The sequence below is a fragment of the Roseomonas sp. GC11 genome (genome assembly GCF_024437745.1).
Lineage (GTDB): Bacteria > Pseudomonadota > Alphaproteobacteria > Acetobacterales > Acetobacteraceae > Pseudoroseomonas.
Genome location: NZ_JANFNY010000052.1, coordinates 1 through 17,840 on the forward strand (window position 1 = coordinate 1; position 17,840 = coordinate 17,840).

The window sequence follows — 17,840 nt, forward strand, 5'->3', positions numbered from 1 at the left end:
CCCCCCCCCCCCCCCCCCCCCCCCCCCCCCCCCCCCCCCCCCCCCCCCCCCCCCCCCCCCCCCCCCCCCCCCCCCGGTCACGAAGGGAGAATCCTATGCCGGAAGGCCGCCTGTTCATTGGCACCAAGATGTATTCCTCCTGGTCCCTGCGGGGCTGGCTGCCGGTGCGGCTGGCAGCCCTGGAGGTGGAGGAGGTTGTCATCCCCCTCGCCGGCGGCGCGACGGCGGCCGTGAAGGAGGCGACCCCCTCCGGCACCGTGCCCTATCTGGAGCATCGCGGCGCCCGCATCTGGGAGAGCCTGGCGATCCTCGAATACTGCGCCGAGTTCTCCCCCGCCCTCTGGCCGGCCGACCCGGCGCTGCGGGCCTGGGCGCGCAGCATCGCCGCCGAGATGCATGCCGGCTTCCGCGGCCTGCGCATGGCGATGCCGATGACCATCCTGAACCGCTTTCCCGGCCAGGGCCGCACGCCGGAGGCGCTGGCCGACATCGCCCGCATCGAGGCGATCTGGGCCGAGGCGCTGCGCGCGCAGGGCGGCCCCTTCCTCTTCGGCGCCGCTTTCACCGGGGCGGATGTGATGTTCGCCCCCGTGGTCTGCCGCTTCCTCACCTGGGAGCCGGAGCTCACCCCGCTGAGCCGCGCCTATGTGGAGGCGGTGCGCGCCCATCCGCTGGTGCGCCGCTGGTATGACGAGGCGGCGGCCGAGCCGGCGGCATGGAAGCTGCCGAAATACGAGGGCGCCACCCCGTGAGCGGGTCCGTCGTCCTCGACCATACCGGCCTCTGCACGCGGGACGGCCCGGCGCTCTGGGCGGCCTATGAGCGGCTGGGCTTCACCCTGACGCCCGTCAACCGCCAGTCCGGCCGCCGCCGCCCGGACCTGCCGGTGGAGCCCTTCGCCACCGGCAACCGCTGCGCCATGCTGCGCGATGGCTACCTGGAACTGCTCGCCATCCTGGACCCCTCGCTCTTCGCCAACCGGCTGGACGAGTTCCTGGCGCGCTACACCGGGATGCACATCCTGGCCTTCGGCATCGATGATGCGGAGGCGCATCTGGCCCGGCTGCGCCGCGCCGGGCTGGAGATCCCCGGCATCGCCCATCTGGAGCGCCCGGTGGATGGCCAGGGCGACCGCCCGGATGGCCCGCGCGCCCGCTTCTCCCGCCTGCCGCTGCCCGATGCGCCGGAGGGCCGGCTGCAACTGGTGCAGCACCTGACGCCGGAACTGATGTGGCAGGAGCCATGGCTCCACCACCCCAACCGCGCCGTGGCGCTGGAGGAGGTCATCCTCGTCTCGGCCGGGGCGGCGGAGAGCGCCGCCGGCCTCTCCCGCCTCACCGGCCTGGCGCTGGAGCCGGACCCGGCCGGGGGCTACGCCCTGCCGCTGGCGCGCGGGCGCGTGCGCATCCTGCCGCCGGAGGCGCTGGCGGTGGTGCTGCCCGGCGTCGTGGCGCCGGCGCTGCCCTTCCTGGCCGCCCATGTGCTGCGCACCGATGACGGCAATGCCGCCCTCCGCGCCCGGCTGGGCGATGAACTGCGCCCCGTCCCCGGCGGGCTGATGGTGCCGCCCGAAAGGGCCGGCGGCGCCGCCCTGGTCTTCGCCGCATGAGCGGCGCCTCTTCCCCCCTGGCGCCGCAGGCGGTGGCGATCGGCCGTTCCCTGCGCACCTACTACGCGCCCGGCCGGGCGGAACTGCTGGATGGCTTCCTCGGCCGCTTCCTGGGCGAGGGCGAGCTTGGCTTCGACATCGGCGCCCATGTGGGGGACCGCACGGCCAGCTTCCGCCGCCTCGGCGCCCGCGCCCTCGCCGTCGAGCCGCAGCCGCGGCTGGCGCGGCTGCTGCGCATGGTCTTCCGCGGTGATCCGCAGGTGGCCATCCTCCAGGCGCTGTGCGGCAGCCAGAAGGGGGAGGGGCGGCTGCATCTCAACGCCGCCAACCCGACCGTCGCCACCGCCTCGGAAGCCTTCATCAAGGCCGCCGCCCGCGCCGAGGGATGGAAGGACCAGGTGTGGGATGGCGCCATCACCCTGCCCGTCACCACCCTCGACGCGCTGGCGGCCGGGCACGGCACGCCGCATTTCATCAAGCTCGATGTCGAGGGCTACGAGGCCTCCGTCCTGGCCGGGCTGTCGAAGCCGGTGCGCTCGCTCTCCTTCGAGTTCACCACGATGCAGCGGCGCGTGGCGCTCGATGCCATCCGCACGCTGGAAAGCCTCGGGGATTATGCCTTCAATGCCTGTGTGGGGGAGGAGCACCGCTTCGTCCTGCCCGCGCCGGTGCATGCCGGAACCCTCTCCCGCTGGCTGGAGGCGCTGCCGGATTCGGTGAATTCCGGCGATGTCTACGCCTCCCTCGAAGCGCAGCGGGTCACCGCCTGACCGTGCCGGAGAGGATCCTCCCTCTCTATACCTCCACCGTCTCCCAGAGGGGGCTCCGCCCCCTCCGGACCTCCACCGTCTCCCAGAGGGGGCTCCGCCCCCTCCGGACCTCCCCGCCAGGAAACTGAGTTTCCTGGACCTTCCGGAAGTTCCCCCGTTCCGATGACGCTCCAAGCCTTCCTGCCGCATCTGGGCTTCGCCGCGCTGCTCGCGCTGCTCTCCGCCCTGCTGGTGCGGCTGATGATCGCCTTCCCCATCCTCGACCACCCGGACCATCGCAAGGCCCATAGCCGGCCCACCCCCAAGGGCGGCGGCGTCGGCATCGTCTGCGCCTTCGTGGTGGGGATGATCGTGCTCTACCAGGTGGCGCAATTCGCCCGCATGGCGGAGGCGCGCTTCATCGGCGTCATCCTCGCCGCCATCGCCATCGGCATCGTCGCCCTGCTCGACGACATGAAGGATTTCCGCTTCGTGGTGAAGCTGGCGGCACAGGCCCTGGCGGCGCTGGTGGCCATCGCCAGCGGGCTGGTGGTGGACCGCCTCGCCCTGCCCTGGATCGGCGTGGTGCCGCTCGGCCTCGCCGGCGCGGCGCTGACGCTGTTCTGGATCATCGCCTGCACCAATGCGGTGAACTTCATGGATGGGCTGGACGCGCTGGTGGGCGGCTCCCTGCTCATCATCTGCGCCGGGCTCGGCCTCGTCGCCCTCCAGGAAGGCGGCTGGTTCATCTATGCCGCCAGCCTGATCCTGGGGGCCGGCATCCTCGGCTTCCTGCCCTACAATCTGAACCCGGCGCGCATCTTCATGGGCGATGTCGGCAGCCAGTTCCTCGGCTTCATGATGGCCGTGCTCGGCGTGGCGGCGGCGCGGCTCGATGTCGCGCAGCTCTCCTTCCTGCTGGTGCCGCTGCTGCTCTTCGCGCTGCTCTTCGACACAGGCTTCACCATCCTCCGCCGCGCCGCGATGGGGGAGCGCATCAGCGCCCCGCACCGCACCCATCTCTACCAGATGGCCCAGCGCAGCGGCCTCTCCGCCCGGCGGGTGGCGGCCATCCACTGGGGCTTCTCGGCCTTCCACGTGGCGCTGGCGCTGCTCTTCCTGCGCCTCTCCCCGGCCATGAAGCCGCTGGTCGTGCTGCCGCCGCTGGCGGTGCAGCTGCTCTGGCTCGCCTATGTGGCCGCGCGCGTCCGCCGCGCCGGGCTCAGCTGGAAGGCGGGGTGACCACCTCCACTTCCATCATCCCGCCGGCCTCGCCCACCCACTGCTCGGAACGCCAGACGCCGCCCGAGACAGGGTCCGCCCAGTAGCGGTTGGTAAAGCGGGTGCCGGCGCCATTGCACTGCTCCCGCACCAGCAGGGCCTCGCCCTCCGTCGTGGCGGAGACGCGGCAGTTCAGCATCACGCCGAAGCGCATCCCCTCCGGCCGGTTGTCCCGGCCGATGAGGTCGAGCTGCCGCCGCAGTGCCACCGGCCGGCGCGGGATCAGCAGCGTGTCGTTCAGCGGGTCCGGCCCGTCCAGCCGGCTGGAGGCGATGCCCTGCCGCAGCCCGGCCAGGGCGGTGATGCGCGCCCCGTCCGTCGCCACCACCACGCCGCCCTGGCTGCGCCACAGCCGCGTCTCGCCATGCTGCTGCACCAGCAGCGCGATGGCCCGCCGCCCGCGCCAGGACAGGCGCAGGCTCGGCGTCCCATCCTCCGCCGTGCTGATCTCGGGCAGCGGGTCCGGCCGGTCGCTGCGCGAGAAGATCTCCGGCATCTCTGGCAGCATGTATTGCAGCGAGGCCAGTTCCGACGCGCAGCCGCCCAACGCCAGGAGCAGCACCGGCAGGAGCCGCATCAGGCGGGGGGAAGGCAGGGCGCGGGGCATCATCATCACGCTTGCGTGATAATCCCTCCCGTTTCCCGCCCCAAGGAAAAAAAAACCTCTCCCGCCGGCGGACTTGATGCGGATCAAGGCGGCGGGGGGCCGGGCGCGCCAGAGTGAGGCCATCGAAGAGGAGCAACCCTCATGAGCCCGCTGACCGCCAAGGACCTGATGACCCCCGATGTCGTCACCGTTCCCCCGGAGACGCCGGTGCTGGCCATCGCCCAGCTTCTGGCTGACCGCGGCATTTCCGCGGTGCCGGTGCTCTCGGGGGATGGCGCGGTGCTCGGCATCGTCACCGAGGCCGACCTGATCCGCCGCCTGGCGGGGCAGGGCGACCACCAGATGGGGCTGCTGCGCCAGCTCTTCGCCGATCTCGACCGCATGGCGGAGCGCTACGCCAGCACCCATGGCGCCACGGCGGCGGATGTGATGACGGTGGATGTCATCACCGTCACCCCCTCCACCCCGGTTTCCGCCATCGCGGAGCTGATGGAGGAGAAGCATATCCGCCGCGTGCTGGTGGTGGACCAGGGCCGCCTGCGCGGCGTGGTCAGCCGGGCCGACCTGCTGCGCGCCCTGGTGGCGCCGCAGCCCGAGGGCGGCGACTATTCGGATGACCGCCTGCGCCGCGCCGTGCTCGCCGCCATCAAGCGCGAGCCCTGGGCGGAGACCTTCTTCACCCTGGTCGATGTGAAGGATGGCATCGTGGAGTTGCACGGCTTCAGCCGCAGCCCCGCCGTGCAGCGCGGCCTCAAGGTGCTGGCCGAACAGATTCCCGGCGTGAAGGGCGTGGTCGACAAGACCCAGCCCCTGCCGACCTACCTCTTCGCCGCGGCTTAACCGCCCGGCGAGAGTGGCGGGACCGGGGGGAAGGGGCATCCTTCCCGGTCCTGCCATCCCACGGGCGGGCCAGCCTCCCTTACTCCCGCCAGGGAGGCCGGCCCGCTTCGTGACCTTCAGGGAGGGCAGGGGCCTGAACCCCCTCTGCCTTCCCTTTTTTGTTTTTCTGTCAGACGTTCTTTTTTAAAAAAAAGAACCAAAAAACTTTTTTCAGTCTGGCGTCCCGCTGTGCCGGGAGACGGCGGCAGCCTGAAAGAAGAATCTACCTTCCTGAAAAAACTGGCGGCCTTTTCTCCAGGAAGGCCCGCACCGCCCCCTGGAAATCCTCCGTCCTGGCATAGCCGCGCGCGGCGGCCCGCGCCTCGGGCGAGACGGGCAGTGGCCCGCGCAATTCGCGCAGCGCCCGCTTGTGGAAGCGGTTGGCCAACGGTGCCCCCTCGGTGATGCGCGCGGCCAGGGCGGTGGCTTCCTCGAACACGGCGGCATCGGGCACGCAGCGCGTCAGCAGGCCGAGGGCCTGGGCCTCTTCCCCGCCCAGCACGCGGCCTTCCAGCATGATCTCACACGCCACCGGATAGCCGACGAGGCGCAGCAGCAGGTCCAGCCCGGCATAGGGATACCAGAGCCCGAGCCTGCGGGCGGGAATGCCGATCCGCGTGCCCGGCCCGCCCACGCGGAAGTCGCAGGCGGTGGCCAGCGCCGCGCCGCCGCCCATGCACCAGCCGGACACCGCCGCCACCACGGGGTGCGCGCAATCGCGGATGGCGGTGATGGTGGCCTCCAGCGCATCGGACTGCCGGGCCTGCCGCGCCGGGTCCGCGATGTCGTGCGTGAAATCGGCGATATCGGCGCCGGCGCAGAAGGCGGCCTCCCCGGCACCGCGCAGCAGCACGCAGCCCAGGCTTTCCTCGGCGGAAAGGGCCTGGAACGCCTCGGCCATGGCCTCCCACATCGGGAGGTCGAGGCAGTTGCGTTTCTCGGCCCGGTCGATCAGCACCGTGGCGACCGGGCCCGCGCGGCGGATGCGGATCTGCGGATGGGGCATGGAAGGAACGGTGCGGGGACAGCACGATGCTGTCAACCAGGGCCATCAACCGCCCCCTGGCGGCAACTCCGGACGCCGCCCGCGGTTGATGAGAGACTGCAACATGCGGAGGAACAGGCCATGCGCAGCGCCCAGGACGACAATGAGGCGCGCATCAAGGTGCGTGAGATGGTCGCCGGCATCGGCACCGCCATCATGACCACGGTGGACATGCAGGGCCGCCTGCACGGCCGCCCGATGCGGGGCCTGATGGCAGAGCATGACGACCTCACCCTGTGGTTCTTCACCCGGCTCGACAGCCCGAAGGTGGCGGAGCTGCGCCATGATTCGCGCGTGCTGCTCGGCTATGCCGATGTGGAGAGCCAGGACTACGCCTCCCTCTTCGGGCGCGGCCACATCGTCACCGATGCCGCGAAGAAGCGGGAACTCTGGACCGAGCCGATGCGCACCTGGCTGCCCGAGGGGCCGGAGAGCAGCGCGGTCGGGCTGATCGCCGTCGATGTGGAGGGCGCCGAATACTGGGATGGCGCTTCCTCCAGCCTGCGCTTCACCTTCGGCTATTCCCAGACCCAGGCCATCGGCCGGGCGTCCCCTGCGCGGGAGGATGCCAGGACCGCCTTTGGCTGAGGCGGTGGGGCTGGAGTTTCATCTGTTTTAACGATGATTGGGATCGGGTATCGCAATTGGAATAAGATGGTTGGCGCGTCTATCTCTTCCTCACCGCAGGGGCACAGCCCCACAACGCTTTGAGGAACAAGACGATGTCCAACCTTTCCGCCTTCCGCGCCCTGGCCCTGGCCGCCGGCCTGGCCGCCGCGCTCCCCATCCTGGCCCCCGGCTCGGCCCAGGCGCGTGACCTCTTCGAGAACGCCAATAACGGCTCGACCAGCAGCCCCTTCGCCTACGCGATGGCGGTGACGCAGTCCCATGACGCGGCCGGCATCCCTGAGGCGGTGGGCAACAACGCCCAGGCCGATGGCAACCCGCTCGCCGCCCCGGTGGCGACCTCCCGCGCCCATGGCGGCAACCTCGCCCAGCCGGTGGGCAATTCCGCCAATGCCTTCGGCGGCTTCGGCACGGGCGCGGTGCGCGGCTGATGCCGGCGGCGCCGGACGATGAGAAAAGGCCCGGAGGGCTCCCCTCCGGGCCTTTTCTGTCTCCGCCCTGGGACGAAGCAAAAACTCAGCGGCTCGGCACGGGCGGGGTCTGGCTGTAGTCGTAGAAGCCCTTGCCCGCCTTGCGCCCCAGCCAGCCGGCCTCGACATACTTCACCAGCAGCGGGGAGGGGCGGTATTTGCTGTCCCCCATGCCCTCATGCAGCACCCGCATGATGGCGAGGCAGGTATCCAGCCCGATGAAATCGCCGAGTTCCAGCGGGCCCATCGGGTGGTTGGCGCCGAGCTTCATCGCCGCGTCGATCGAGCGGACATCGCCCACGCCTTCCTGCAAGGTCTGCACCGCCTCGTTGATCATCGGGATCAGCACGCGGTTGACGATGAAGGCCGGGTAGTCCTGCGCCACGGCGGTGGTCTTGCCCAGCCGCCCGGCCAGCGTGGCCACGGCGGCGAAGGTGGCGTCGGAAGTGGCGATGCCGCGGATGATCTCCACCAGCTTCATCACCGGCACCGGGTTCATGAAGTGCATGCCGATGAAGCGCTCCGGCCGGTCGGTCGCCGCCGCCAGCCGGGTGATGGGGATCGAGGAGGTGTTGGAGGCCAGGATCGCCTCCGGCTTCAGCACGGCGCAGACGGATTTGAAGATGGCGATCTTCGTCTCCTCCCGCTCCGTCGCCGCCTCGATGACGATATCGCAGGGCGCCAGCGACTCGGTGGCGGTGGCGGTGGTGATGCGCGCCAGCGCCTCCGCCTTCGCCTCGGCGGTCAGCGCGCCCTTCTGGACCTGGCGGTCCATGTTCTTCGCGATGGTCGCCAGCGCCTTCTCCAGCGCCGCCGGGTTCACATCCACCAGCGTGACGGGCAGCCCCGCCTGGGCCGCCACATGGGCGATGCCATTGCCCATCTGCCCGGCGCCGATCACGCCGACTGACTGGATTTCCGCCACGAGCGATTCTCCTTTTGAGGACAGGATAGTCTGGGGAGGCGCGGCCTCCCCAGGCCCCTCCGCCGGGGTAGCAGGGCTACCCCGGACCCCGCCGTCAGCCTAGCAGGGAAACGAAAAGCCGGGGTTAGCCGAGTTCGGCTTCCAGCTCGGGGAGAAGCTTGAACAGGTCGCCCACCAGGCCATAGTCGGCCACCTGGAAGATCGGCGCCTCCTCGTCCTTGTTGATGGCGACGATCACCTTGCTGTCCTTCATGCCGGCGAGGTGCTGGATGGCGCCCGAGATGCCCACCGCGATGTAGAGCTCCGGCGCCACGATCTTGCCGGTCTGGCCCACCTGGTGGTCGTTCGGGGCATAGCCGGCATCGACGGCGGCGCGCGAGGCGCCGACGGCCGCGCCCAGCTTGTCCGCCACGCGCTCGATGATGGCGAAATTCTCCGCCGAGCCCATCGCCCGCCCGCCCGAGACGACGATGCGCGCCGCCGTCAGCTCCGGCCGCTCGCTCTGCGCCAGCTCGGCGCCGACGAAGCGGGAGAGGCCGGGATCGGCGGCGCCCGGCGCGGCCTCGATGGCGGCGCTGCCGCCCTCGGCCGCCACCGGGTCGAAGGAGGCGGCGCGCACCGTCAGCACCTTCCTCGCGTCGCTGCTCCTCACCGTGGCCAGCGCGTTGCCGGCATAGATGAAGCGGCGGAAGGTGTCGGCATCGACCACGCCGGCGATGTCGGTGATGATCTGCACATCCAGCAGCGCGGCGGCGCGCGGCAGGATGTTCTTGCCCATGGCGCTGCCGGGGGCGAGCAGGTGGCTGTAGCCCGGGGCCAGCGCCACCAGCAGCGCGGCGGCCGGCTCGGCCAGCCCGTGCTCATAGGCCGGGCCCTCGGCGGTCAGCACCCTGGCGACGCCGGGCAGCTTCGCCGCCGCGGCGGCGGCGGCCGCATCGCCCAGGACGAGGACATGCACCTCGGGGCTGATCTGCAGCGCGGCGGCCACGGCGCTGCGGGTGGGCTGGCTGACGGTCGCGCCGCTGCGGTCGGCGAGGACGAGGACGGCCATGGTCAGATCACCTTCGCTTCGGTCTTGAGCTTCGCCACCAGCTCGGCGACGGAGGACACCTTCACCCCGGCCTGGCGCTTCGGCGGCTCCTCCACCTTCAGCACCGTCAGGCGCGGCGTGGCGTCGACGCCGAGATCGGCGGGCTTCACCGTCTCCAGCGGCTTCTTGCGCGCCTTCATGATGTTGGGCAGCGAGGCATAGCGCGGCTCGTTCAGCCGCAGGTCGGTGGTGACGATGGCCGGCAGCGCCAGCGCCACCGTCTCCAGCCCGCCATCGACCTCGCGGGTGACCTTGGCGGTCTGCCCGTCGATCTCGACCTTGCTGGCGAAGGTGCCCTGGGCCCAGCCCAGCAGCGCCGCCAGCATCTGGCCGGTGGCGTTCATGTCGTCATCGATGGCCTGCTTGCCCATGATGACGAGGCCGGGCTGCTCGCGGTCGACCAGCGCCTTGAGGATCTTGGCGACGCCGAGCGGCTCCGTGCCCTCGGCCTCGACCAGGATGCCGCGGTCGGCGCCCATGGCGAGGGCGGTGCGCAGCTGCTCCTGCGCCTGCGCCGGGCCGATGGAGACGGCGACGATCTCGGTGGCCGCGCCCTTCTCCTTCAGCCGGACGGCCTCTTCGACGGCGATCTCGTCGAAGGGGTTCATCGACATCTTGACGTTGGCCGTCTCGACGCCGGTGCCGTCCGCCTTGACGCGGACCTTCACATTGTAATCCACAACCCGCTTGACGGGGACGAGAAGCTTCATCGCCTGGCCGTGTCCTGCTTTCTGGGTTTCAACCGGAGTGCCCCGGCGCCAGATCCCCGCCGCCCGGAAGAGAGGCGAGGCCCGCCGCCGGCCCCTCGCGGGGTCCGTTGTGCCGTTGCGGCGCGAGCCTAGGCGGGCCGTGAGGCCGAGGCAAGGTGAGGGGGCTTCAGCCCCGCATCACCAGCATCAGCAGCACGAACAGCAGGATGGCGGCACCCTGGAGCCCGACGCGCCAGCGCATCAGGCGGTTGGAGCGCGCGCCGCCGTCTTCGCCGCGCCCCATGGTGAACATGCCGGCCATCAGCACGCCGAGCGTGCCCAGCATGGCGAGGCCGAGCAGGATGGAGAGGAGGATCTGCATCCCTGCCACTTAGCGCGGAATCGCCCCCCGGCAAGCCGTTGCGGGGGCGGGCCGGGTGAAGCCTGCCATTGTTTCATCCGCCCGCCACCCGCGCCCCGCTTTCCACACCGGAACGCGCGGCCTGACCCTAACGTGGCTTGACCCTGGGCCGCCCTTGCGCTTGGGCTTCGCGCCATGCGCATCCTGCCTGCCCTCCTGATGCTGCTGGCCCTGGCCCTTCCGGCCAGCCAGACGGTCCTTGCCCAGACGGCCCCCCAGACATCCCCCCAGGCGGCGGCCCCGCCGCCGGCCGCCAATGCCCTGCCGGCGGCCGAGGCGCAGCGCCTGCTGGGCCTGCTGCGCGACGATGCCCGCCGCGCCGAACTGCTGCGCACCCTGGAGGCCCTGGCCGCCGCCGAGCGCGCCGCCGCCCGCCCGCCCCAGGGTGGCACCACCGGCCAGGGGGGCGCCACCGCCCAGGGGAGCGCCCAGGGGGCTGCGGCCCCAACTGGTGGCCAGAGCGGTGGCCAAGGTAGCGGCCAGGGCGCCGCCGCGGGGGCCACCCCGCCGGCCCCCGCCCCCGCCCCCGCCCCCGCCGCGGCGGTGGAGCAGCTTCTGGCCCCCAATACCCTCGGCGGGCAGATCCTCATCGGCGCCTCGCAGCGCCTCTCCTGGCTCTCCGAGCAGATCGTCCGCGCGGCGGAGGCGATCACCGACCTGCCCTCGCTGGTGGCGTGGTTCTCCTCCTCCGTGCGCGACCCGGTGACGCAGAAGCGCGTGACCGACGCCTCGTGGAAGCTGGCGCTGCTGCTCGGCCTCGGCGTGCTGGCGGAATGGGCTGTGTGGCGCGCGCTGGAGGGGCCGCGCCGACGGCTGGATGCCGCCGCCCCCACCGCCCCGCTCCAGGGCTGGGCCCGGCTGCGCCGCGTGCCGCTGGTGCTCGGCCGGCTGGTGCTCGACCTGCTGCCCATCGCCGCCTTCGCCGTGCTGTCCTACGGGCTGATCGGCGCGGTGCGGCCGCTGCCCACCACGCAGCTCGTCCTGCTCACCGCCAACAACGCCTATATCGCCTGCCGCATGCTGATGGCGCTGGCGCGCATGCTGTTCTCGCCGGCCAGCGCGCATCTGCGCGTGCTGCCCTGCGGCGATCTCACCGCCGCCTATGTCACCATCTGGCTGCGCCGGCTGGTGGTGGTGCTGATCACCGGCTGGGCGGTGGCCGAGGCCGGGCTGCTTTTCGGCCTGCCCTGGGGCGCCTATGACGCCATCCTGCGCCTGGTGCTGCTGGTCGCCTCCGTCTTCCTCGGCATCATCGTGCTGCAGAACCGGGTGGCGGTGGCCAGCGTGCTGCGCGCGCCGCCGCTGAAGCCCGGCGATTCGCCCAATGCCTCCCGCCGCGCCCTGCGCCGCCTGCGCGACTGGCTGGCCGAGGTCTGGCACATCCTGGCCATCCTCTACCTGCTCGCGCTCTGGGGCGTCTGGGCGCTTGAGGTGCGGGACGGCTTCAGCCGCCTGCTGCGCGCCAGCGTGCTGACGCTGGTGGTGCTGGCCACGGCCAAGGCGCTGGACATGCTGCTGCGCCGCGCCCTCTCCGGCAGTTTCCGCATCTCCATGGACCTCGCCGGGCGCTACCCGGCGCTGGAGGCGCGGGCCAACCGCTACGTGCCCATGCTCAAGAGCATTGTCTCCGCCGTGCTGACGGTGCTGACGGTGCTGACCCTGCTGGAGGTCTGGGGCATCCGCTCCTTCGCCTGGTTCGCGCCCGGCTCGCTCGGCAGCCAGCTGCTGCATTCGCTGCTCTCGGTGGGCTTCACCGCCGCCATCGCCGCCCTGGTGTGGGAGACGGTGAACGCCGCCATCCAGCGCCACCTCGACCGCCTCTCGCGCGATGCGCAGGCGGCGCGCAGCGCGCGGGTGCGCACCCTGGTGCCGATGCTGCGCACCACGCTGCTCATCGTCATCCTGCTCTTCGTCGCCTTCAACCTGCTGACGGAACTCGGCGTCAATGTCGCGCCGCTGCTGGCCGGTGCCGGTGTCATCGGCCTGGCGCTGGGCTTCGGCTCGCAGAAGCTGGTGCAGGATGTCATCACCGGCGTCTTCCTGCTCTTCGAGGATGCGATGGCGGTGGGCGATGTCGTCAATCTCGGCGGCAAGAGCGGGGTGGTGGAGAAGCTCTCCATCCGCTCCATCACGCTGCGCGATACGGATGGCAGCATCCACATCATCCCCTTCAGCACCGTCTCGGCGGTGACGAACATGACGCGCGACTTCTCCTTCGCCGTGCTCGATGTCCAGGTGAGCTACCGCGAGGATACGGACCGGGTGGTGGAGGTGCTCTCCGGCATCTGCCGCGAGATGCGCAGCGAGGCCAAATGGGGCCTGGCCATCCGTGACGAGCTGGAGGTGCTCGGCGTCAACCAGCTGACGCCGGACGGGCCGATCCTGCGCGTGCGGGTGAAGACGGAGCCGATCCAGCGCTGGAGCGTGCTGCGCGAGATGAACCGCCGCATCAACCAGCGCTTCTCGGAGCTGGGGATCGAGATCCCGGCCTCGCGCCAGACGCTGATCCTGGAAGGGCAGGCCTCCCAGGCCCAGCCTGCGACCTCCCAGCCCGCCAGCCCCGGAGCCGGTTCGGGCGCCGGTTCGGGCGCCGGTCCGGCCACCGCCAACGGCTGAAGCCGCTTGCATCGGGCGGCGGGAGGGGCCTATCCTGCCGCCCATGCGCCGCATTCGGACCATCCGGATCATCATTAGCGGCCCGGCCGCCTGAGCGCCCTGCGGGGGGGCAGCGGCCGGGAGTTCCCCCGCGCGCCTGCTTCCCTTCCGCCTTGATCCGGAAATTTCCCCTATGTCTGACTGCGTTGCCCTCACGGCCGCCCGCTTCACCGTGGTTGCCGAGGCTTATCCCGGCGTGCTCTCCCGCGTGCTGGAGCCGCTGGCCAAGCGTGACCTCACCCCCGACCGCCTGCGCGCCCAGCGCGAGGGCGAGACCATGCGGGTCGAGATCGGGCTGGATGCCATGCCGGTGGAGATGATCCACCTCGTCGCCGGGAATCTGGGGCAGATCGTCGGCGTGCTGCGCGTCGAGGCGATGGAAGGCCGCCGCATCCGCCTCGCCGCCTGAGGCACCCCCGGAGGGGCAGAGGGCGCCCCCCCAGGCGCTTCCCCTGGGCCGGAGCGGAGGGGCTGAGTGCAGCCCCTCCCGTCCCGGCCCTGACCGGCAGCCGAAAGAAAATCACCAGCGGTAGGCGAGGGTGCCGATGATGCTGCGGCCTTCGCCGTAGAAGCAGGAGCTGAGGCTGCCGCAGGTGGCGACGTAGCGCTTGTCTTCCAGGTTGCGGGCGTTGAGCTGGGCGCTGTAGCCGTTGAAGGTGGTGCCGAGCTTCGACAGGTCGTAGCGCAGCGAGGCGTCGAAGAGGGTGGCGGAGGGGACGGTGGCCACGTGGTCGTCGCCGGCCGGGGTGCGGCCGATGAAGCGGATGCCGCCGCCCAGCGTCAGCCCGTCGAGCCGCCCGGCCTCCTGGCCGAAGCCGTATTCCGTGTAGAGGGAGGCCATCCATTCGGGGATGCCGCTCGGGCGCCGGCCGCGCGCGCTGGCGGTGTTGGTCCTGGTGATCTCGGCATCCCACCAGGTGGCGGAGGCGATGACGTTCAGCCCGCCCCAGAGATGGGCCACGCCTTCCAGCTCGGCGCCGCGGACGCGGATCTCGCCCGTCTGCACGCTGTTGGCGGCATTGGCGGGGTCGGTGGTCTTGACGTTCTGCTTGGTCAGGTCGAACAGCGCGGCCTGGAGGAAGCTGGCGCGCCCGGGCGGCTGGTACTTCAGGCCGATCTCGTATTGCTGGCCGGTGGTGGGCTTGTAGGCCTCGCCATAGAAGTTGGTGCCCGTGTCCGGCAGGAAGGACTCGGAGTAGCTGACATAGGGCGCGAGGCCATTGGGGGCGAGGTAGGTCAGCCCGGCGCGCCAGGTGAAGGAGTCCCCGCTCTGGCTGCTGCGGCTGCCGGTGCTGCCGTTGGTGATGTCCTGGTCATACCAGTCCTGGCGCAGGCCGAGTGTGGCCACCCAGTGCTCGCCGAGCTTCACCTGGTCCTGGAGATAGGCGCCGAACTGGTTGGTGGCGGTGGTGCCGTTGTTGAGCGCCACCATGGCCGGCCGCACGCCGGAATAGACCGGGTTGTAGAGGTCGAGGCCGGAGGCGAGGCCATACTGGCTGCGGATATTGTAGAGGGTGCGGCTGAAGTCGAAGCCGGCCAGCACGGTGTGGCGCAGCGGCCCGGTGGTGAAGCGCGCCTCCGCCTGGTTGTCCACCGCGATGGCCGAGGCATCCACCTGCGCGTCATAGGCCAGCCGGTTGAGCGTGCTCTGGCTGCCGGAGGCGAGGCCGATGCCATAGGTCTGGTACCAGTCGTAATCGGCCTTGGTGTAGCGGAGGTTCTGGCGGACGGCGAAGACGGCGTTGAAGCGGTGCTCCACCTCATAGCCCAGCGCCCAGGAGGTGCGGTTGTAGTGGTCGAGATCCGGCTCCCCGCTGAAGATGCCGGTGCCGATGCGGCCGCGGGCGGAGGGGATGACGGTGCCGAGATAGGGGAGGAACTCATCCCCATGGGTGCGGTCGCGCTGGTAATGGGCGAGGAAGGTGATGCGGGTGTTGTCGTCCGGCCGCCATTGCAGGCTGGGGGCGATGAAGGCGCGGTCATCCTTGCCGGTGCCGCTCTGCAGGTTGGCGTCCCGCAGCAGGCCGGTCAGGCTGTAGGACCACTTGCCCTCGGCATCGAGGGGGCCGCTGGTGGTGAACTCGCCCTGCTTGCGGTCATGCGTGCCGGCGGAGAGGCGGATCTCGCCATGCGCCTCCTCCGCGGGGCGGCGGGAGACCATGTTCACCAGCCCGCCCGGCTCGTTCTGGCCGAACAGCACGGAGGCCGGGCCGCGCACCACCTCCAGCCGCTCCAGCCCATAGGGCTCGAACTTCCCGGTCAGGTTGCCGAGCTGGTAGCGCAGCCCGTCGAGGAAGAGGCCATAGGTATCGGCCGAGAAGCCACGGATGCGGAACCAGTCATAGCGGCCGGAATTGCCATAGGGCGCCACCTGCACGCCGGCGCTGTAGGCCATGGCTTCCTCGATGGACTGCGCCTGCCGCGCATCCAGCGAGTCCCGCGTGATGACGGAGATGGATTGCGGCACCTCGACCAGCGGCGTGTCGGTCTTGGTGCCGGTGATGGTCTGGCGGGCGACGAAGCCGGGGACCGGTTCCAGGGCGCGCTCGGCGCGGCCGCTCACCGAGATCTCGGGCAGCACCACGCTGCCCTGTGCCGTGGCTTGGGTCTGTTGGGGGGTCTGTTGGGGGGTCTGTTGGGGGGCCTGTTGGGCGGTCTGTTGAGCGAGGGCCGGGGCGACACCCTCCGCCAGGGCCAGCACGCCGGCAAGGGCGGTGGCGGAGAGCAAAAGCGCGCGGCGCTGCGGGAGGAGGGGCATGGAACCTCGGCTCGTTCTGCGAATCGTTCGCAGTCTTCTAGGCAGCCCCGTCCGCAATGTTAATGATAATTATTCTCATTTCAGGATCGTGATGGCGCCGCATTGGTTCCATCCCGCCCCCGCTTCCGCCGGCCTCTCCCGCTAGGCCACGGCGAAGGCCTGGGTGCGGACCATGCGGGCATAAAGCCCATCCTGCGCCATCAGCTCGGCATGGCGGCCCTGCTCGGCCACGCGGCCCTCCTGCATCACCACGATGCAGTCGGCGGCCTGCACCGTGGCGAGGCGATGCGCCACCACCAGCGTGGTGCGGCCCTGGCGCAGATGCTCCAGCGCGCGGCCGATGGCGGCCTCGTTCTCGGCGTCGAGGGCGCTGGTGGCCTCGTCCAGCAGCAGCACGCGCGGGTTGCGCAGCAGGGCGCGGGCGAGGGCGATGCGCTGGCGCTGCCCGCCGGAGAGGCGGGAGCCGCCCGGGCCCAGCACCGTGTCATAGCCTCGCGGCAGGGCGGCGATGAAATCATGCGCCGCCGCCGCGCGGGCCGCCGCCTCCACCGCCGCGGGATCGGCGCCGGGATGGCCGCAGGCGATGTTGGCGAAGGCGCTGTCGTCGAAGATCACCGCATCCTGCCCGACATAGGCGATGGCGGCGCGCAGGGAGGCGAGGGAGACGGCGTGGATCTCCGCCCCATCCAGGGTGATGCGCCCGGCGGTGGGGTCGTAGAGGCGCGGCAGCAGGGCCAGCGCGGTGGATTTGCCGGCGCCGGAGGGGCCGACCAGCGCCACCGTCTGCCCCGGCTCGGCGCTGAAGGAGAGGTCCGCCAGCGCCACCTGCTCCAGCCCGGGGTAGCGGAAGCCGACGCCCTCGAAGGCGAGGCGCCCCGGCCCCTCCGGCAGGGTGGGGGTGCCGGGCGGGGTGGCGACGCTGCGCGGCCGGTCCATCACGGCGAAGACGCGGGTCAGCCCGCCAAAGCCCTCCTGCAGCGCGGCGTTCAGCGAGCCGAGGGCGCGCATCGGCCGGGTGGCCAGCAGCAGGGCGGAGATGAAGCCGGTGAAGTCGCCCACCGTGCCGAGGCCGCTGCTGACCTTCCAGCCGACAAAGGCCAGCACGCCGGCCACGGCCAGGCCGCCCAGCGCCTCCAGCATGGGGTCGAGCTTGCTGCGGGTGCGGGCGATGGCCAGCAGCGCCTCGCGCAGGGCGGCGAAGGCGCGGGCGGCGCGCTGCTCCTCCTGCGCCTCCAGCCCGTAGCTGCGGACGACGCGGGCGGCGGAGAAGCTTTCCGTCAGCATGGCCGCGGCCTCGCCCACGCGCTCCTGCATGCCGCCAGAGGCGCGGCGGATGCGCTTGCCCAGCCGCGTCATCGGCACCACCGCCAGCGGGTAGAGCAGCAGCAGGACGAGGCTCATATGCCAGTCCAGCCAGACCATGGCGATGACGAGGCCGACGACGGTGAGCCCGTCCGCCAGGGCGTTGATGGCCTTGGTCAGCGCTTCGCGGATGGCCTGGGCATCGGCGGTGAAGCGGGCGGCGTGGCGGGCCGGTGCCTCCTGCGCCACGGTGGCGTAGTCGGCCCGGGTCAGGGCGCGGAAGAGATCGTTCTGCACCGCCTCGATGACGCGCAGGACCACCGCCTGGACGGAAACGGCCTGCCCGTACTGCGCCAGGGATTTCAGCGCGGTGATGACGATGATGGCGGGCGGCACCAGCCAGACGATGCGGGTATCCCCGGCCGTGAACAGATCAAAAGCCTGCTGGATGACGAGCGGGTAGAGCGCCGTGAACCCCGCCAGGGCCGCCGTGCAGAGCAGGGCGAAGGCGATGCCCCGCCTGTGGTGGCGCACATAGTGCCGCCACAGGCGCGCGGTGAGGGCTTTGGTGGTTTCGGGGGCGGGGAGACGGGCCATGGCTGGCGCTTAGCACATCCCTGCCGCATTGCGCGAAGGCGCCAAACTGACCGCGGGGCTCGGGGTGGCCGTGCCACCCCGGCGGGGGTGGTCTCATATAAACATAAACCAGCCCACCACACTTAGTTTAAAAAAT

At 71.1% G+C, this 17,840-nt stretch carries 17 protein-coding genes; 9 read left to right on the top strand and 8 right to left on the bottom strand.

The features are described from left to right. The first annotated feature begins 95 nt into the window (after positions 1-95). From NON00_RS15980 to NON00_RS15995, 4 genes are all read left to right on the top strand, one after another. Positions 96-752: a glutathione S-transferase gene (locus NON00_RS15980; protein WP_256022908.1), complete on the top strand. Its 657-nt coding sequence runs from the start codon at positions 96-98 to the stop codon at positions 750-752. Then, entirely contained in the window at positions 749-1,609 is an 861-nt protein-coding gene (locus NON00_RS15985; protein ID WP_256022909.1) for a VOC family protein, read from the top strand. The genes NON00_RS15980 and NON00_RS15985 overlap by 4 nt, the downstream gene beginning before the upstream one ends. Further along, complete coding sequence (locus tag NON00_RS15990; protein WP_256022911.1) at positions 1,606-2,379, top strand: FkbM family methyltransferase; 774 nt, start codon at positions 1,606-1,608, stop codon at positions 2,377-2,379. The genes NON00_RS15985 and NON00_RS15990 overlap by 4 nt, the downstream gene beginning before the upstream one ends. Before the next feature lie 162 nt (positions 2,380-2,541). Next, a complete protein-coding gene (locus tag NON00_RS15995) occupies positions 2,542-3,600 on the top strand; it encodes a glycosyltransferase family 4 protein (protein ID WP_256022913.1) in 1,059 nt (352 codons plus the stop codon). On the opposite strand, the gene NON00_RS16000 is transcribed toward NON00_RS15995, so the two are convergent. Further along, positions 3,581-4,252 (bottom strand): YjbF family lipoprotein, encoded by a 672-nt coding sequence (locus tag NON00_RS16000; protein ID WP_256022915.1) that lies wholly within the window; start codon positions 4,250-4,252, stop codon positions 3,581-3,583. The two genes, NON00_RS15995 and NON00_RS16000, sit on opposite strands and share 20 nt — an antisense overlap. 135 nt (positions 4,253-4,387) lie before the next feature. Here NON00_RS16000 and NON00_RS16005 point away from each other — a divergent pair, with 135 nt between their 5' ends. After that, positions 4,388-5,086, top strand: coding sequence for a CBS domain-containing protein (locus tag NON00_RS16005; RefSeq protein WP_256022918.1), 699 nt, complete (start codon positions 4,388-4,390; stop codon positions 5,084-5,086). 262 nt (positions 5,087-5,348) lie between these two features. Here NON00_RS16005 and NON00_RS16010 read toward each other — a convergent pair whose 3' ends face one another. Next, positions 5,349-6,131, bottom strand: a complete 783-nt coding sequence (locus tag NON00_RS16010; protein WP_256022921.1) for an enoyl-CoA hydratase/isomerase family protein — start codon at positions 6,129-6,131, stop codon at positions 5,349-5,351. Positions 6,132-6,251: 120 nt separating this feature from the next. Between NON00_RS16010 and NON00_RS16015 the strand changes: the two genes are divergently transcribed. Beyond that, a complete protein-coding gene (locus NON00_RS16015) occupies positions 6,252-6,758 on the top strand; it encodes a pyridoxamine 5'-phosphate oxidase family protein (RefSeq protein WP_256022924.1) in 507 nt (168 codons plus the stop codon). A 134-nt stretch (positions 6,759-6,892) separates the two neighbouring features. After that, positions 6,893-7,228 carry a glycosyl transferase family 39 gene (locus NON00_RS16020; protein ID WP_256022927.1) on the top strand — a complete coding sequence of 112 codons (336 nt, stop codon included), beginning with the start codon at positions 6,893-6,895 and terminating at the stop codon, positions 7,226-7,228. Between the two features lie 85 nt (positions 7,229-7,313). Here the strand turns inward: NON00_RS16020 and NON00_RS16025 are convergent, their stop codons facing one another. The 4 genes from NON00_RS16025 to NON00_RS16040 all read right to left on the bottom strand — a co-directional run bounded on the left by NON00_RS16025 (position 7,314) and on the right by NON00_RS16040 (position 10,353). Then, the gene (locus NON00_RS16025) at positions 7,314-8,192 is read right to left on the bottom strand and encodes a 3-hydroxybutyryl-CoA dehydrogenase (protein ID WP_256022929.1); all 879 of its coding nucleotides are present in this window, start codon (positions 8,190-8,192) and stop codon (positions 7,314-7,316) included. Positions 8,193-8,316: 124 nt separating this feature from the next. Continuing rightward, the gene (locus NON00_RS16030) at positions 8,317-9,243 is read right to left on the bottom strand and encodes an electron transfer flavoprotein subunit alpha/FixB family protein (protein ID WP_256022931.1); all 927 of its coding nucleotides are present in this window, start codon (positions 9,241-9,243) and stop codon (positions 8,317-8,319) included. A gap of 2 nt (positions 9,244-9,245) precedes the next feature. Next, positions 9,246-9,992 carry an electron transfer flavoprotein subunit beta/FixA family protein gene (locus NON00_RS16035; RefSeq protein ID WP_256022934.1) on the bottom strand — a complete coding sequence of 249 codons (747 nt, stop codon included), beginning with the start codon at positions 9,990-9,992 and terminating at the stop codon, positions 9,246-9,248. A gap of 166 nt (positions 9,993-10,158) precedes the next feature. Then, positions 10,159-10,353 carry a twin transmembrane helix small protein gene (locus NON00_RS16040; protein WP_256022937.1) on the bottom strand — a complete coding sequence of 65 codons (195 nt, stop codon included), beginning with the start codon at positions 10,351-10,353 and terminating at the stop codon, positions 10,159-10,161. Positions 10,354-10,527: 174 nt separating this feature from the next. Here NON00_RS16040 and NON00_RS16045 point away from each other — a divergent pair, with 174 nt between their 5' ends. Together NON00_RS16045 and NON00_RS16050 are read left to right on the top strand one after the other, a co-directional pair. Then, positions 10,528-13,008, top strand: a complete 2,481-nt coding sequence (locus tag NON00_RS16045; RefSeq protein WP_256022940.1) for a mechanosensitive ion channel domain-containing protein — start codon at positions 10,528-10,530, stop codon at positions 13,006-13,008. Between the two features lie 172 nt (positions 13,009-13,180). Beyond that, entirely contained in the window at positions 13,181-13,456 is a 276-nt protein-coding gene (locus NON00_RS16050) for a hypothetical protein (protein ID WP_256022942.1), read from the top strand. Between the two features lie 111 nt (positions 13,457-13,567). On the opposite strand, the gene NON00_RS16055 is transcribed toward NON00_RS16050, so the two are convergent. After that, the gene (locus tag NON00_RS16055; RefSeq protein ID WP_256022944.1) at positions 13,568-15,805 is read right to left on the bottom strand and encodes a TonB-dependent siderophore receptor; all 2,238 of its coding nucleotides are present in this window, start codon (positions 15,803-15,805) and stop codon (positions 13,568-13,570) included. 141 nt (positions 15,806-15,946) lie between these two features. Continuing rightward, positions 15,947-17,704 (bottom strand): ABC transporter ATP-binding protein, encoded by a 1,758-nt coding sequence (locus tag NON00_RS16060; protein WP_256022947.1) that lies wholly within the window; start codon positions 17,702-17,704, stop codon positions 15,947-15,949. Between the last annotated feature and the right edge of the window lie 136 nt (positions 17,705-17,840).